Origin of the sequence: Paenarthrobacter nitroguajacolicus (genome assembly GCF_031455195.1) — a bacterium.
In the GTDB taxonomy this organism is placed as follows: Bacteria; Actinomycetota; Actinomycetes; order Actinomycetales; family Micrococcaceae; genus Arthrobacter; species Arthrobacter nitroguajacolicus_D.
The window spans coordinates 89,916-105,534 of sequence record NZ_JAVDSH010000009.1 but is presented as its reverse complement, the minus strand read 5'-3'; the positions used below and the strand labels follow the sequence as shown (position 1 = coordinate 105,534).

The 15,619-nt window shown below is 64.2% G+C and carries 13 protein-coding genes; 11 read left to right on the top strand and 2 right to left on the bottom strand.

Going from position 1 to position 15,619, the window contains the following annotated elements; all coding sequences use genetic code 11:
• The first annotated feature begins 60 nt into the window (after window positions 1-60).
• From J2Y68_RS17530 to J2Y68_RS17485, 10 genes are all read left to right on the top strand, one after another.
• Entirely contained in the window at window positions 61-726 is a 666-nt protein-coding gene (locus J2Y68_RS17530; RefSeq protein ID WP_309995217.1) for a histidine phosphatase family protein, read from the top strand.
• Between the two features lie 5 nt (window positions 727-731).
• On the top strand, window positions 732-1,337 hold the full coding sequence (locus J2Y68_RS17525; RefSeq protein ID WP_309995215.1) for a TlpA family protein disulfide reductase: 606 nt from the start codon (window positions 732-734) through the stop codon (window positions 1,335-1,337).
• Between the two features lie 4 nt (window positions 1,338-1,341).
• On the top strand, window positions 1,342-2,097 hold the full coding sequence (locus J2Y68_RS17520) for a cytochrome c biogenesis CcdA family protein (RefSeq protein ID WP_211713418.1): 756 nt from the start codon (window positions 1,342-1,344) through the stop codon (window positions 2,095-2,097).
• Window positions 2,097-3,818, top strand: a complete 1,722-nt coding sequence (resB, locus tag J2Y68_RS17515) for a cytochrome c biogenesis protein ResB (protein ID WP_309995212.1) — start codon at window positions 2,097-2,099, stop codon at window positions 3,816-3,818. Before J2Y68_RS17520 ends, resB begins: the two co-directional genes overlap by 1 nt.
• Window positions 3,818-4,885 carry a c-type cytochrome biogenesis protein CcsB gene (gene ccsB / locus J2Y68_RS17510; RefSeq protein WP_309995210.1) on the top strand — a complete coding sequence of 356 codons (1,068 nt, stop codon included), beginning with the start codon at window positions 3,818-3,820 and terminating at the stop codon, window positions 4,883-4,885. Before resB ends, ccsB begins: the two co-directional genes overlap by 1 nt.
• Before the next feature lie 174 nt (window positions 4,886-5,059).
• Entirely contained in the window at window positions 5,060-7,126 is a 2,067-nt protein-coding gene (locus J2Y68_RS17505) for an Hsp70 family protein (protein WP_309995208.1), read from the top strand.
• Window positions 7,127-7,128: 2 nt separating this feature from the next.
• Entirely contained in the window at window positions 7,129-9,168 is a 2,040-nt protein-coding gene (locus J2Y68_RS17500) for a LuxR C-terminal-related transcriptional regulator (RefSeq protein ID WP_309995206.1), read from the top strand.
• A 175-nt stretch (window positions 9,169-9,343) separates the two neighbouring features.
• Window positions 9,344-10,699, top strand: coding sequence for an IniB N-terminal domain-containing protein (locus tag J2Y68_RS17495; RefSeq protein ID WP_309995204.1), 1,356 nt, complete (start codon window positions 9,344-9,346; stop codon window positions 10,697-10,699).
• Between the two features lie 126 nt (window positions 10,700-10,825).
• Complete coding sequence (locus J2Y68_RS17490; RefSeq protein WP_309995202.1) at window positions 10,826-12,691, top strand: dynamin family protein; 1,866 nt, start codon at window positions 10,826-10,828, stop codon at window positions 12,689-12,691.
• Window positions 12,688-14,163 (top strand): dynamin family protein, encoded by a 1,476-nt coding sequence (locus J2Y68_RS17485; protein ID WP_309995200.1) that lies wholly within the window; start codon window positions 12,688-12,690, stop codon window positions 14,161-14,163. Before J2Y68_RS17490 ends, J2Y68_RS17485 begins: the two co-directional genes overlap by 4 nt.
• Here the strand turns inward: J2Y68_RS17485 and J2Y68_RS17480 are convergent.
• Window positions 14,144-14,746 carry a hypothetical protein gene (locus J2Y68_RS17480; protein ID WP_309995198.1) on the bottom strand — a complete coding sequence of 201 codons (603 nt, stop codon included), beginning with the start codon at window positions 14,744-14,746 and terminating at the stop codon, window positions 14,144-14,146. The genes J2Y68_RS17485 and J2Y68_RS17480 overlap by 20 nt on opposite strands.
• Window positions 14,747-14,752: 6 nt before the next feature.
• Window positions 14,753-15,193 carry a PLD nuclease N-terminal domain-containing protein gene (locus tag J2Y68_RS17475; protein ID WP_309995196.1) on the bottom strand — a complete coding sequence of 147 codons (441 nt, stop codon included), beginning with the start codon at window positions 15,191-15,193 and terminating at the stop codon, window positions 14,753-14,755.
• 87 nt (window positions 15,194-15,280) lie between these two features.
• Here J2Y68_RS17475 and J2Y68_RS17470 point away from each other — a divergent pair, with 87 nt between their 5' ends.
• Entirely contained in the window at window positions 15,281-15,592 is a 312-nt protein-coding gene (locus tag J2Y68_RS17470) for a DUF4229 domain-containing protein (protein WP_211713408.1), read from the top strand.
• The last annotated feature ends 27 nt before the right edge of the window (window positions 15,593-15,619 follow it).

Genomic DNA, 15,619 nt, shown 5'->3' with positions numbered 1-15,619 from the left:
TGAGTTCTACTAGCGGTAGAAGATTTCGGATCGCCCCGCTTCTTTGAGAAACTGGTAAACATGCCCCAAGCAACTGTCCATCTGCTTCGCCATGGCGAGGTCCACAATCCCGACGGCGTCCTGTACGGTCGCCTGCCGGAATTCCACCTCTCCGAACGAGGCCGTGAGATGGCCCGCATGCTGGCCGACCACTTCTCGGTGCAGGCCGCCCAGGGCGCCAAGATCGTGCACCTGGTGGCCTCACCGCTGACCCGCGCGCAGGAAACGGCGATGCCCACAGCTGAAGCCCTGGGCCTTGAGATTTATACAGAGCCGCGCATCATCGAGGCAGAGAACCACTTCCAGGGGCTCCACCCCACCAAGAGCGAGTTCCTCAAGCCCAAGCACTGGTTCTACTTCCGCAACCCCGTGCGGCCGTCCTGGGGTGAGCCGTACAAGGAGCAGGCTGCCCGTGTCCTGGCCGCAGTTGAGGACGCCCGCGTCAAGGCCATCGAGTTGGGCGGCGACGGCGCCGAGGCCATTTTGGTGAGCCACCAACTGCCCATCTGGTCCACCCGTTTGACGGCCGAAGGCCGCCGGCTGGCACACGACCCCCGCAAGCGTGAATGCACACTCACCTCCCTGACTTCCCTGACCCTCGACGACGACGGCAAGATCGTCCACGTCGAATACAGCGAACCTGCCGCAGCGTTGCTCCCCGGCGCCGCGAGCACCCCCGGAGCCTAAGGATCATGGACAAGAATCTTTCACGCCGCGGCGTACTGACTGCAGGTGGCGTCCTGCTCGCCGGACTCACCATGGGCCTGTCAGCGTGCGCCCAGCAGGACTCCTTGGCCGAACAGGCCAGGAAAGGCGACAACAAGAACTACGTAGCCGGCGACGGTTCAGTGACCGAGTTCGCCAAGGCTGACCGCTCCGCTCCCGTGGCACTCAAAGGCACACTGTTCACCGGCGCGGAAGTAAAGCCGGAGGACCTCCTCGGCAAAGTCACTGTCCTCAACTTCTGGTTTGCCGCCTGCGCTCCCTGCCGCATCGAAGCTCCACAGCTTGAGGCACTGCACCAGGAATTCAGGGATCAGGGCGTCCAGTTCTTCGGCGTGAACCTGCGCGATGAGCAACCGACGGCTGAGGCTTTCGATAAGACCTTCAACCTCACGTACCCGAGCTTCAACGACAAGGACGGGGCAGTGCTGCTCTCCGTGTCCGGAATCGTCCCACCGGGAGCGGTGCCCACAACTTTGGTCCTGGACAAGGAGGGCAAGGTTGCCTCCCGTGTGCTCGGCGAGATTGAAAAGAGCACCCTGAAAGCCCTCATCACCTCTGCAGTGGCCGAGTAGAACCGTGAACAGTCCCTTCGCCGAGACCATCCTCAACGGATCCCTGCTGCTGGCTGTGCCCGTGGCATTGCTCGCCGGGCTGGTCTCCTTCCTGTCGCCATGCGTGCTGCCCCTGGTGCCCGGGTACCTGGGCTACGTCACTGGACTGACCGGCGTCGACCTGCAAAAGCAGCGGCGAGGCCGCATGCTGGCCGGAATCGGCCTGTTCGTCCTGGGCTTCTCGGTGATCTTCGTCCTGCTCGGCGGTGCCTTCGGCCAGCTGGGCACCCTCCTGACCGGCCCACAGAATGCCTGGATCACCCAAGTCCTGGGCCTTTTGGTGATTGTCATGGGCGTCGTGTTCATGGGCGGTTTCGGTTGGCTCCAGCGTGACGCGAAAATCCACGCTAAACCGCCGGCGGGCCTTTGGGGCGCACCGCTGCTGGGGCTCACGTTCGGCCTTGGCTGGGCGCCCTGCATTGGCCCGACGTACTCCGCGGTACAGTTGCTGAGCCTGTCCGGCGGTTCGTCGGCGGCTAAGGGCGCACTCCTTGCCTTTATCTACAGCCTTGGCCTGGGCATTCCGTTCCTCCTGATCGCGTTGGCCGTTCGTCGCGGCATGGGCGTCATGTCCTTCTTCCGCAAGCACCGCCTGGCCATCCAGCGGATCGGCGGAGGCATCCTGATTTTGCTCGGCATCCTGATGGCCACCGGAGTGTGGGGGACCTGGGTGACCGAGTTGCAGTACTGGTTCCAAAACGATGTGAAGTTGCCGATCTGATGAGTGAGTCCGTGAAAGCCAAGAAGAAGTCGCCATCCGCTGAAAGCGCCACCGCAGAAGGCACAACAGGCGAAGGCAAACTCCAGCAGGCAAAGTCCGAGGCCGCGCTTCCCGCGCTCGGCTTCAAGGGCATGCTCCGTTGGGCGTGGACGCAGCTCACCAGCATGCGGACGGCACTTTTCCTGTTGCTCATGCTCGCCGTGGGGGCCGTGCCTGGCTCTTTGTTCCCGCAGCGGCCAGCCAACCCGGCGGTCGTCACCCAATACATCAAGGACAACCCTTCCTACGGACAGTTCCTGGATGCGTTGCAGCTCTACGACGTGTACTCGTCGGCATGGTTCTCGGCGATCTACATCCTGCTCTTCATCTCCCTGATCGGCTGTGTCACCCCGCGCGCAATCGCCCACTACAAGGCCATGAAGTCGCAGCCGCCGCGCACTCCCAAGCGCCTTTCCCGCCTGCCGGAGTACGGCACTCTCGCGTTGCCCGCCGACGCCGGGATCCCGGCGTCGAAAGCCATCAACGATGCCGCCGGACTGCTCAGGAAGCGCGGCTACCGCGTTGAGGTCAGGAACACCGACGGCGACCTTCCGTCCTTGGGTGCCGAGCGTGGCTTCCTGAAGGAAGTGGGCAACCTGGTGTTCCACACTTCCCTGATCGGAGTGTTGGTGTCCGTGGCCGTCGGCGGCCTGTTCGGCTACAGTGGCCAGCGCATCCTGGTGGAGGGCGATACGTTCGTGAACACCCTGGTGGGCTACGACCAATTCACCCCCGGGACCAATTTCCAGAGCAGTTCCCTCCAGCCTTACTCCATGCAGCTGGACAAGTTTGATGCCAAGTTCGACCGCGAATCACCTGGCAAGGCCGGCCAGCCCATCGACTACACCGCCGAAGTCACCACCAAGGAAACCCCCGATTCGCCGGCCAAGAAGGAAACCCTGAAGGTCAACGACCCCGTATCCCTGGGCGGAACCAGCCTTTACCTCACCGGAAATGGCTACGCGCCCACGGTGACCGTCCGCGACGGCGAGGGAAACGTGTCCTTCCAAGGCCCGGTCATCGCCAAGGTCCAGGGCGATAACTACTACTCCTCCGTGGTCATCAAGGTGCCCGATGCCAAGCCTGAACAGCTCGGATTTGTGGGCTTCTTCCTCCCCACGGCGTTGGTCACCAGTGATGGAATCTCCTTCAGCGGGGCCCCCGAACTGGTCAACCCGCAGCTGAGCCTCAACTCGTTCTACGGTGACCTTGGCCTGGACAAGGGTGTGCCGCAGAACGTGTTTGAACTGGACGTCGAAAAGCTGAAGCCGTTGAACAACCGCAACCTGGCGGCAGGCGGCATCACCCTGACTCCCGGCGCAACCGTGAACCTGCCCGAGGGCAAGGGAAGCATCACGTTCGACGGGGTGAAAAAGTACATTGGCGTAGATATCCACCACAACCCGGGCCAGTTGTATGCCCTGATCTTCGGCCTCCTGGCAGTCGCGGGACTCATGACTTCCCTGTACGTCAACCGACGCCGCGTCTGGGTACGCACCGGAACGCACACCGATGGCCGCACCATGGTGGAATACGGCCTCCTTGCACGCGGTGAAGACCACAGGTTGGCCGGCGAAGCCGCGGCCCTCCGTGAACTCTTTGCCCGGGAATGGAACCTCCCGGAAACGCCCCAGGCACCCTCCACAACAGCAGTCTCTTCCTCAACCTCGAAGGACCAGTAATGCCAGCCATCAACGAAACCCTGGGCCAGTACAGCGAGCTGTTCATGCTGTTGGCCGCCGGCACGTACACCGTGGCGTTCATTGCCTTCGCCTGGGACTTGGCGAAAAGCAGCAAGACGTTCCAAGCCGTGGACCTTAAAGCCGCGGCCAGTTCGGCCAGCGAGAAGGTGACGGTTGCGGCCGGTCGCGTAGGTGCCGCCCTGGGAGGGGCCGACGCCGGTGGGCCGGCAGGCCGCGCCGAACGGCCGACGTCGAGCCTCACCGTGGAGGGCGGTACTGCGGCAGGCGACATGAAGTACGCCGCCGAGCGGCGCGTACCCGCGCGCATCGCCGTTGCGCTGACGGTCCTTGGCGTGCTGATCCACGCCGCGGGTGTCCTTACCCGTGCGCTGGGCGCCGGTCGTGTGCCGTGGGGCAACATGTACGAGTTCCTCACCACGGGTGCGTTCGTGGCTGTCGCGGTCTTCCTGGTCACCCTGATCCGCCGCGACCTGCGGTTCCTGGGCACGTTCGTGCTGGGCTTGGCCATCATCATGCTGGTTGCCGCGTCCGTATCGTTCTGGACCCCGGTGGGCCACCTGGTTCCGGCCCTGCAGAGCTACTGGCTGATCATCCACGTTTCCATTGCGGTCCTGTCCTCAGCACTGTTTACCTTGACCTTCGCCATGTCCGTGCTGCAGTTGCTTCAGTCCTACCGGCAGAAGAACCTTGGGGCCGGTCGCAAGGACAACCTCGCGTTCATGCGGGTGGTACCCAATGCGCTGAGCCTTGAGAATCTTTCCTACCGCATCAACGCAATTGCGTTCATCGGCTGGACCTTCACCCTGATGTTCGGCGCCATTTGGGCCGAAAAGGCCTGGGGCAGGTTCTGGGGCTGGGACCCGAAGGAAGTCTGGACGTTCGTTATCTGGGTTGTCTACGCAGGCTACTTGCACGCACGTGCCACGCGCGGCTGGACCGGAACCCGTGCTGCGTGGTTGTCCATTGTTGGTTACGCGTGCGTCATTATCAACTTCACGCTCGTCAACACGGTTTTCCAGGGGCTGCACTCCTACTCGGGACTTTAGACTCACTTCCGGCCTGAGCTGGAAAGATACACAGGATGTCCGGCGTCCGTCTCGAAATCCACAAATCGATGTAGCAACTGAACCTTTTGTACGTGCTTAGCAGGTGCTAACTTGTTCAGGACCCGCTTGTGATGAAGACCGCAGCGCGGTGCCATGTGAACTTTCGAGGTAGCCATGAGCTATGTTCTCGCCATTGACGTCGGGACAAGTTTTACCGCAGCAGCACTGGCCAGGCCCCACCAGGGGCCGGTACCACCACCGGAAATCCTTCCCCTGGGATTGCACGGCAGCGCCGTGCCCTCCGTGCTCTACTACGCAGACGACGGCCGGGTTTTGGTGGGAGAACCCGCCGAGCGGCGTGGACTGGACGACCCCCAGCGGATGGTCCGGGAGTTCAAGCGCCGGATCGGGGATTCCGTCCCCCTGTCTGTGGGGGACCACTGGGTGGCGCCGGAAGACGTCTACGCCTCCATGGCCCGGTGGGTGGTGGACCGCGCCGAAGAGCGGGAGGGAAGTTCGCCGTCGTCGATCCTCATGACGCACCCGGCGGCCTGGGGTGAGCACCGCACGTCCTTGGTGCTGGCCGCGTTGAACGTCGCGGGCCTCGAAGCGGTGACGTTGCTCAGCGAGCCTGAAGCGGCCGCACTGCACTACGCCTCCCAGACGAGGGTGGAGGATGGCAGCGTCATTGCCGTGTACGACCTTGGCGGTGGCACTTTTGACACAGCCATCCTGCGAAAGGCGGGGGTTGGGACGTTTGAACTCCTCGGGCGGCCGGCGGGTATAGAAACACTTGGTGGCGCCGATTTCGACGCCGCTGTTTTGCGGCACGTCATGCAGCACCTCGGCAGCGCCGGTGAGGGCCTGGACCCCACATCGTCGGAGACCCTGGCCGCCCTTTCGCGGCTGCGACGGGAATGCCGGGAAGCCAAGGAAGCCCTGTCCTTGGACAGCGAAGCCAGCGTTGCCGTGGCGCTTCCCGGGACACAGCAGTCGGTTCGGTTGGTCCGTTCCGAGTTCGAGGCAATGATCGAACAGCCCCTCCGCGAGACCGTGGACGCGCTGGAGCGCAGCCTGCTGAGCAACCATCTTGAGCCCCGGGACCTTAGCACGGTGCTGCTGATCGGAGGCTCCTCGCGCATTCCGCTCGTGGCCGAGTTGATTTCCGTTGAACTGGGACGCCCCATAGCGGTGGACGCCGATCCCAAGTCGTCCATTTGCCGCGGTGCCGCGCTGGCAGGGCTCACCCAGGTGGCTGACGCTGCGGCCCACGCTGCGGCTGTGACCCCCAAGGAACCGGTGGTCTCGCGGCCGCGCGTCATCACCCGCGTCCCCGGTACTGACGTGGTGAATGCGGCAGTTGCCCGTCCTGGCAGGCATGCGCCGCGGCCCCGCGCCCGGTTGGCAGCGGCCGCCGCTGCCGCCGCCACGGCGCTGACCATTGCCACGGCGACTGCTGCCCAGAGCCCTGACGGCAACGGACTGCTCGCATCGATGTTCGGGACCCAAGCCGCTGACGTCATGCGCGACGGCGGCGCCCAGGTTTCCGGGGCACATGACGGTGGGGCGGATGGCAACGCTGCAGCCGCTGCTCCGGTGGCGGGGGGCCCGGCGACAGGACTTGAAGCCAGTGCACGCACTGGCGTCACCCGGGCTGGAACGGGTGCGGGGAGAAACCCGGCGCAGCAGGCCACCGGGACAGGACGCGGTTCGGTAGCGAACGGACCGGCTGGAACCAGCCCCGGCACGTCGGCCGGGGCTCCGGGTCAGGCCGGAGCAGCCGCTGGCGGGACCATTGGCACTCCGCCGACCACCCCGGGAACCGTTGCGCCCGGGACCGGCAGTACTCCCACCACACCCGGAACCGGCACGACGCCGGGAACCGGCACGCCCTCCACGCCTACGGAGCCCGGAGGCGCGGCGAGTGGCCCAACACCGCCACCGGCCACGGATCCAGGGACCCCGCCACCGGCCACGGATCCAGGGACCCCGCCACCGGCCACGGATCCAGGGACCCCGCCACCGGCCACGGATCCAGGGACCCCGCCACCGGCCACGGACCCAGTGACACCTCCACCTGCGCCGGACCCTGCGCCGCCGTCTCCCGAACCAACCGCGTCGCTGGCAGATCCGGCCCCCACGCAGGATCCCGCACCCATAACCGAGCCAACACCTGTCCCGCCGCCTTCGACCACGGAAAACAGTCCGAGTTTGGATAACGCGTCGACCTCGGTGGCTTAGGCATGACGGGGCCAGACCATACTTTCCGAACCAACACCAGCAAGGATGCAACTCCGGATCGGCCCGATGCGATCCGGGGTGGCCACAATGCGGTGCTCCGGGAGCTCCTCCTGGCATTGTCGGTAGGGTTCACGCTGCCCGGACCGCTGCCGGATGATTTGGAAAACCGTGACGGGCTCGAAGAAGCCGTGGCGGCCGGCAAGGATGCAGGGCTGCTCGCTCCGGATGGAACCGTAGTGGGGACGGTCCAATACGCCCTGTTGAACAGCGTTCCCAAGCCTCAACTCCGGGCCCTGCAGCGGGAACTGGTAGGGAAGATCCTGCAGGAGGAGAGGCTCTTGGGTGAGGTTGCCCGGGACCTGGCCAGGAGCGGGTTGAAGGACCCCCGCGTGGCAGGAGAGCTGGAACGGTGGGCGGACGGGGTGCTGGAGGCCGATCCGCAACTGGCAGCCGATCTCTTCGCCGAGGCACTCCTTGCCGGTGCTCCGGAGCTTCCCACCGCCGCGCGGCGGGCCCAAGCGGCTGCGGCTACCGGTAACTTGGACGCTGCCGGAAGAATCGTGGACAGGCTTCTGGCCCTGCCCGAGCCCCCCGGACTGCGCCTGGGTGTGGACGTAGCTGCTGCCGTGTGGGCGCATCGGGGCATGCTGGCCCGCAGTGCGGACACTTACAGGTGGGTAGGCCCTGTCAGGATCGCCGATTCCGCGCCGCTGGCGGCCGTGGCCATGATCGGCGCGGGTGATGCAACGGGCGCCGACGAACTCTTGGCCGCTGCGCCACAGGCCGGTTCGCCCACGCTCCTGGCGGTGGCGCTGACGTTGACCCACCAGGGGCTCAGGCAGACCCTGGGGCAGGAACCGCAACGCGCGCTGCCCGAACTCATTCGAGCATCCGACATGATGAACGCCGCGGGCGCGTCGATTCCCCTGCCGGAGACCCCTGCTGCCTTGGCGGCTCTCTGTGCGATCCACAGTGGGGAACCCGCTGTGGCGGACACGGTGCTCAGAGCCGCTATCGCCGCCGGCCAGGGTGGAGATGCCAACCGGCCCAGGCTTTTCCTGCTTCAGGCGTGGTGTTCCATGCAACAGGACAACCCCGACGAAGCACGCCTGGCCATCAACGAGGCCGTCAAGGCCAACCATTGGCCCCTGGCGCCGCGGGATACATTCCTGCTCGCTGCACTGGACGTGGCCCTGGCACGGCGAGGCAGCGAAGTGCACCAACTGGTGCTTGCCTGGGACCGGGCCCGTGAGGCGATGATGCACGTGTCCGTGGACCTCTACAGCCTGCTGCCTTGGGGGGAATTGGCCATCGCCGCAGCGAGGCTGCGGGAAACGCGACGAATTTCGCCCTACATGGATGGTGCTTGGGAGCTGTTGGGCCGGTTGGGGAACCCGCCTTTGTGGTCGGTTCCCCTGCACTGGGCTGGAGTGCAGGCCGCATTGCTGGGCGAAAGCCCCGCCGAACTGGCCCCACATGCTGCTGCTTTGGTGCGCGCATCCGAACATAGCCATCTTGCCTCCGTCCTCGCCGCTGGCGGAAAGGCCTGGGTTTCCGTGCTGGCCAGCCGGTTCGAAGCATCCGACGTCGAAACGGCGGCCCGCGGGCTGGCTGCGGTAGGGATGCCCTGGGAAGGAGCAAGGTTGGCGGGCCACGCCGCCGCGCACGCCGATGAACGGCGCGACATGGTACGGCTGCTGGCCTGCGCCCGGGATATTCACCCGCAGGGTGCAACCACCACCGCGGGGCCTTCCGAAGAGGCGGAAGCTGCCCGGCCCCAGGATCCAAGCACGCCCCTGCCTGATGCGGTGCAGGTCCCCGGGATGCCCGACACTTCAGGGCTGAGCGCCCGTGAACGGGAAGTGGGACGGTTGCTCCTGGAGGGCAAGACGTATCGCGAAATCGGTGAAGCCATCTACATCTCGCCCCGCACGGCGGAGCACCACGTAGCCCGGATGCGCCGTCGATTGGGGGCCGAAAACCGTTCCGAACTGCTGGTCCGGCTCCGCCTGGCCTTGGGGGAGGGGTACCCACCTCCATGACCGGGCGCCCCCTCCACCCCCTAACGGGAATCCACCGGATCCCCTAACGCCGGGGTGACCAGTAGGGGGACCGGCCCCGATGCCCCGCCCCTGGCCCGGGCCATACGTTGAGTGGGAGCCCGGCAAAGGCGCCGGGCCACTTACCACCCACCACAGAATTTGAGGGAGCACTCCAATGCCTACACTCGCACAACAGCTCGTGCAGTTCCTGATGAGCCTGTTCAACGATCCTGACGCAGCCGAAGAGTTCGTACGTAACCCGGAAGCGGCCCTTTCCGCAGCCGGCCTGCGGCACGTCTCCTCGGCAGATGTCGACGCCGCCCGGCCCGTGGTCCTGGACTACGCACCCATCAACGCCCGCTCCTCGTTCGACCGCGAATACAACACTGGCGGCAACCACGCTTCCACCGGCGGCTGGGAAGGCGGCGGCCAAGGCGGCGGACGCCCCCACAATTCCGGTGGTGACGACCATGAGCACGACGGCGGCGGGCATGGGGGTGCCGGCGGTGGTTGGGACGGCCATGATGGTGGTGACGACCATGAGCACGACGGCGGCGGGCATGGCGGCGGCGGTTGGGACGGCCATGATGGTGGTGACGACCATGAGCACGACGGCGGCGGACATGGCGGCGGCGATGACTACGATGATCACGCACACGCAGTCCAGCAGCTGATCCACGTGGTGAATAACTACTCGTACACCACCAACATTGACGACCGCGACACCATCACCGACCAGTCGGTCAACCAGAACATCTGGGCCGATGGCGACGTCACGCAGTTCTTCAACCAGGATGCCGTGACGGCTTCGGGGGATGGGGCCATCGCAGCCGGCGGGGACGTCAGGGACTCTGGAAACACGACGACCACCACCACGACGACCAACAACGATGACCACTCCACGGACAACTCGGTGAACATCACAGAGTCCGGCGACGGCGACGTTGAAGTGGGCAACACGGACATCGACGTCAGGGACTCTTTCAACGACGATCACTCGGTGACGAAGGATTCCTACAACACCGAGGATTCCTACAACACCGACGTGGACGTGGATGTCGATATCGAGGACTCGTTCAACGAGGAGACCGACAACTCGGTTCACACCACCACTAACAACATCTCGGATTCGTTCAACGACAATTCGCAGGACAACTCCGTAGACGTTGACGCGGACATCGACGTCGAAATCGAGGACTCCTTCAACACGGACAACTCGTCCACGACGACGACCAACACAACCACGAACACGGATAACTCGAACAACTCCGTCAACGTGGCGGACTCCTTCAACTCCACCGACGTTGATGTGGACGTGGAGGACGTCCAGGTGATCAACGACTCGCTGGTGGTGCAGGACAACGAGTTGACCTACACGGAGGACAACTCCACCACAGTGGGCGATGTGGACGTGGACTACACCAACGTCGAGGACAACACTGTCATCGCCGACAACGACCTCGATGTCGAGTACAACGACATCGACGACTCGATCGTCGTCGCCAAGAACGACGTGGACATCGACCACTAACCAGAGCACCAAACGATGCAGCGAACGCTGCACCGCGAAGTCCCCAGGCAGTGCCCGGCAGGTCTACACACCTGCCGGGCACTTCGTGGCCTCCCGTCCACGGGTGGCAGAGCAAAGGACGAATTTGTGGCGGAAACAGTACGCATGACCACGTTGGTGGAGCAAGGCATTGCCGTCGTGGGGGAACGGAACGACCTCAGGCGACGCCTGGAAAATACTTTGGAGCGGCTGCGGGACCCCAGTGTCCGCGTGATTGTGGTTGGCGAATTCAAGCAAGGCAAAAGCCAGCTGATCAACGCCATGGTCAACGCCCCGGTCTGCCCGGTGGACGACGACATCGCCACAACTGTCCCAACCGTCGTACGGCAGGGGGATCCGGCGTCGGCCGTTGTCCTTGTGCCCCGCCACGGCGGGAGCGCCACGGAAACCGACAGCGGACAAGAAGCCCCCGTGGAGCGGCAACCGATCGGGCTCGATGAGCTTGCAGACTATGTTTCCGAAAAGGGAAACCCGGGAAACGCCAAGAACATCGTGGCGGCCGAAGTATCACTTCCACGCAAGCTGCTCGCAGGCGGTCTCACCCTGGTTGATTCCCCGGGTGTCGGCGGTCTTGGTTCCTCCCATACGCTCACCACCCTGACGGCGCTCCCATCTGCCCACGCTATGGTGTTCGTGTCCGATGCCTCGCAGGAATATACGGAGCCGGAAATACGGTTCCTACACCAAGCAATGCGGGTCAGCCCCAACGTCCTGTGCGTGCTCTCCAAAACCGACCTTTATCCCAGCTGGCGACAAATCGCTGACTTGGACAAAGGCCACCTGGAAGCTGTCGGCCCAGGCATCCCTTTGTTCCCTGTCTCCTCCGAACTCCGGCTGCAGGCAGCGAGGCTCCAGGACACAGAACTCAACGACGAATCGGGATTCCCTGCCCTGATCTCACACCTCCGCACCAACATTGTGGGTGAGGCGGCCCGGTTGCAACGCCGCTCCGTCGCGCACGATGTCCTCTCCGTGACCGACCACCTGAGGCTTGCTCTGCAGTCCGAGCTCGGCGCCTTGGAGAATCCGGAAGGCACCCCGCAAATGATCGCAGGCCTGAAAGCCGCGAAGGAGGATGCCGATGCCCTGCGGAAACGGTCGGCGCGTTGGCAGATCACCCTCAACGACGGGATTGGGGACCTCATCGCGGACATGGAGTACGACCTGAAGGACAGGCTTCGCAGGATCCAACGCGAAGCCGAAGCAGCCATCGATCAGGGCGACCCCGGACCAGCATGGGAGCAGTTCACCAAATGGTTGGAGCAAAGTACCGCCGCCGCGGTTTCGGATACGTTCGTGTGGACCAGCGAAAGAGCACAATGGCTGGCCGGCCAAGTAGCCGAACACTTCTCCGAAGAAGAGGTGGCGCTGCCCGCTCTGCAGGTCGCCGACACGGGCGGAGTGCTGGACCCGGTGGCAGACATCCAGGAGATGGAAGATGGCCGCATGGGTCCGCTCCAAAAAATCCTGATCGGGATGCGTGGGTCCTATGGCGGCGTCCTGATGTTCGGGCTGCTGACCGGGCTCTTTGGCCTTGCACTGATCAATCCGCTGTCCGTGGGAGCGGGCCTCATGCTGGGCCGGAAGGCCTACCGGGAAGAACAGGACGCCCGGCTCAAACGGCGCCAAGCCGAAGCCAAGATGCTGGTCCGTAAGCAGGTAGACGACGTTGTCTTCCAGGTGGGCAAGCAGTTGAAAGACAGGCTGCGGATGGTCCAGCGGGCAACCCGCGACCATTTCACCGACATCGCCGAAGAGCATCACCGTTCCCTGACGGAATCAGTCGCCGCCGCTCAAAAAGCTGCTGCCACCTACGCCGTGGAGCGTGACATGCGCATCAAGGAGATCAGGAACCAACTCAGGACCGTCGACGCCCTCAGCTCAGGCGCCCAGCAGTTGCAGGACCGGAGCGCCGATCCCCAGCCAACGCCGTCCACGGTCCCCGCCGGATGATGCATTCCGGTATTGCTGGAGCGACGGAGCTGCTTCGGCAGGCCCGGGAGGTCTTCCATGACGACGCCGCCGCCCTCGCCGTGCTGGACGACCTCAATGGCAGGCTTGCCGGGCCGCTTCGCATTGCCGTGGCCGGAATGGTCAAAGCCGGCAAATCAACCCTCCTCAACGCGATCATCGGCGAAGAGATAGCGCCCACCGATGCGGGGGAGTGCACCCGGATTGTCACGTGGTACCGCTTCGGCCACACCCCAAGGATCACCCTCCACCCTTTCGTCGGTGAGCCGAAGGGACTTCCGGTCACGCGTGAGGACGGCCGGCTGGTCTTTACCCTGGGTGACGTCCGGCCTGAGGAGGTGGAACGGTTGGTGGTGGACTGGCCGGCAGCCAGCCTGCGTGATCTCACACTGATAGATACGCCAGGCATTGCCTCCCTGTCCCAGGATGTTTCCGGTCGGTCCTTGGCCTTTCTGCTTCCCGAGGATTCGCCATCAGCTGCTGATGCCATCATCTATCTCATGCGGCACCTGCACGCCTCTGACGTCAGGTTCCTTGAGTCATTCAAAGACACTGCGGCCGGCGAGTCGGGGACTGTCAATGCCTTGGCCGTGCTCTCCAGGGCCGATGAAATCGGAGCCGGGAGGATTGATTCGTTGATCTCCGCGGCCGTGATCGCCGACAGGTACAGCAAGGACCACAACCTGAAGCCCCTGGCTTTGGGAGTGGTTCCCGTGGCAGGCCTTCTCGCGCAAAGCTCCAGGACCATGCGCCAATCGGATTTCGAGGCCCTGAAATTGCTTGCCCTCATGGAAAGGAACCCACGGGAAAGGCTGATGCTGTCAGCGGACCGTTTTATTCGCGATACCGGACCTGCGGGACTCGACCCGGCCACGAAGTCCTCCCTGGTGAACAGGTTCGGCTTGTTTGGCATCCGCCTCGGTGTAGCCCTCATCCGCGGCGGGACCAACAACCCTGGCGAACTTGCCCATGAACTGGCGCGGCGCAGCGGTCTTGGCCAGTTGCTCGACACCATCTCGCATCTGTTCCAGACGCGAGCCGACGCACTGAAGGCCCGTGCCGCCGTCGTGGGTGTGGAGGCCCTGGTGAGCGGTGCGCCGAAGGAGCGTGCGGCCCCGTTGGAGGCAGCGTTGGAACGGCTTTATGCAGGTGCCCATGAGTTCCGGGAGTTGAAGCTCTTGGCAGCCTTAAGGACGGGCGGGGTTGGCCTGGGACCTGAAGCGTCGGCGGAAGCGGAACGACTGCTCGGCGGGCGTGGCAGCAGCTGCGCGCTGCGGCTTGGCCTTGACCGGGACGCAGACGACCGCCTGATCAACGAAACAGCAAGGGCCAGCCTTTACCGCTGGCGGCTGATCGCGGAAAACCCTTTGACCGAGCCGCAGGCAGTGGATGCATGCCGCGTGGTGATGCGCAGCTGCGAGGGGATGATGGCCTCTACCGTCGCCGTTCGCTGAGCAGCCACGATGTAGTGGTCGGAAGGAAAAGCAGGATCAGGCCTGCTGCTGCCAGGACAAACTGGGCCGCCAGCAGCAGTGTCGCCAAGACGCCTTCAGAGCCTGGAGCCACCACGAAATCCCTGGTGATGACGGTGACGATCGCGTGCAGGAGGACCACCGGAGCCATGGCCCATCGCGCCCACAGCCGGCGTTTGAAGAGGACGGCCAGAAGGACGGCTTCCATGGCCATCACCAGCGCCAGCATGGCGAGGCTTCCAAGGAATACGACGGCGGTGGCACCGTCCACTGCCGTCGCGTCACCGTCCGGGACCATGGTTCCGATGACGCCCTTCAGCCGGTCGAAGTGCGAATCACGGCTCAGGAAGCCTGTCACCACAACGCCAAGTCCGGCCAGGAAGCTCGCCACCCACAGCGAGCGGGAGACCCGGGCAAAGGTGGGAGGCTTGGTGACTGCGGCTATCGGCGGCGTGCTGGACAGGGAGATCCCAGGGCGGGGTGGCGGTGCGGGTACTGCCGTGGGCCCGCTGGCTGATGGTGTGGTGGAAGGTGACTGCCGTGAACCATCAGCTTGCTGGGCCATGTTTGCCTACTTCAGCTCGTCGGTATCATGCGGATCCGGCTCGCCGTGCTTGGCCTCACCGGCGTTGAACCCTGGTTTTGCGCCCTTGCTCTTGCCGTCGGAGGGATTCTCTCCGGCTTTGCGCTCCTTGGCTTCCAGTTCAGCTTTGAGCTTCTTCAGGCGCTCATCTTCTGCCTGGTTCCGGCGGCGCGTTTCCAGGTTTCGGAGGAATTCGGGGTCGTCATCGGGCGCGGTGGGCTGGCGCCGGATGGGCTGCGCGGCGGGCCTGCCATAGGGGCGTCCGAAGATGAACCAGAGGACCGCGCCCAGCAGCGGCAGGAGGATCATCACAATGATCCACGCGGTTTTGGAGATGCCGCGGGTCTGGTGACGGTCCGTGCGGATGACATCCACCAGGGCATAGACGAAGATGACCAGGACTACGACGACACCTATAACGCGGGGCATGCACCAAGTCTAGTCGCCGCAGGGCATTCACCGGATGCCCACTTTTGGCCGTGATCAGAGTGCAACCATCCGGACGGCTAAACTTGGATGGTGGCTTTCCTGAAGTATTCCCTCATCCGTCTGGCGCTATTCGCGCCGTTGTTCGTGCTCTTCGTCTTTTTGGGGGTGGGCTGGTTCCTGGCGGTCATCTTCGCCGGGCTGATTGCTTTCGCCATCAGCTACCTCTTCTTCCAGAAGCAGCGTGACGCCGCTACGGCGTCCATGCGCGAACGTTTCTCCGGGCGGGCCAAGCCCATCCGGACCGCCGGGGAGGTCGAGGATGCAGCGGCCGAGGACGGACTCGTTGAGCAGAACCCGGACATCGCCGTTAACAACGACAAGCGCCCCGGCTCCAAATAAGAGTCTTTGTACAGCTAACGCCCCTCA

Excerpts from the sequence above, each read along its gene's own strand:
- J2Y68_RS17530 (WP_309995217.1), top strand. The coding sequence starts at position 61 with ATGCCCCAAGCAACTGTCCATCTGCTTCGCCATGGCGAGGTCCACAAT.
- J2Y68_RS17525 (WP_309995215.1), top strand. The coding sequence starts at position 732 with ATGGACAAGAATCTTTCACGCCGCGGCGTACTGACTGCAGGTGGCGTC.
- resB (WP_309995212.1), top strand. The coding sequence starts at position 2,097 with ATGAGTGAGTCCGTGAAAGCCAAGAAGAAGTCGCCATCCGCTGAAAGC.
- ccsB (WP_309995210.1), top strand. The coding sequence starts at position 3,818 with ATGCCAGCCATCAACGAAACCCTGGGCCAGTACAGCGAGCTGTTCATG.
- J2Y68_RS17505 (WP_309995208.1), top strand. The coding sequence starts at position 5,060 with ATGAGCTATGTTCTCGCCATTGACGTCGGGACAAGTTTTACCGCAGCA.
- J2Y68_RS17500 (WP_309995206.1), top strand. The coding sequence starts at position 7,129 with ATGACGGGGCCAGACCATACTTTCCGAACCAACACCAGCAAGGATGCA.
- J2Y68_RS17495 (WP_309995204.1), top strand. The coding sequence starts at position 9,344 with ATGCCTACACTCGCACAACAGCTCGTGCAGTTCCTGATGAGCCTGTTC.
- J2Y68_RS17485 (WP_309995200.1), top strand. The coding sequence starts at position 12,688 with ATGATGCATTCCGGTATTGCTGGAGCGACGGAGCTGCTTCGGCAGGCC.
- J2Y68_RS17480 (WP_309995198.1), bottom strand. The coding sequence starts at position 14,746 with ATGGCCCAGCAAGCTGATGGTTCACGGCAGTCACCTTCCACCACACCA.
- J2Y68_RS17475 (WP_309995196.1), bottom strand. The coding sequence starts at position 15,193 with ATGCCCCGCGTTATAGGTGTCGTCGTAGTCCTGGTCATCTTCGTCTAT.
- J2Y68_RS17470 (WP_211713408.1), top strand. The coding sequence starts at position 15,281 with ATGGTGGCTTTCCTGAAGTATTCCCTCATCCGTCTGGCGCTATTCGCG.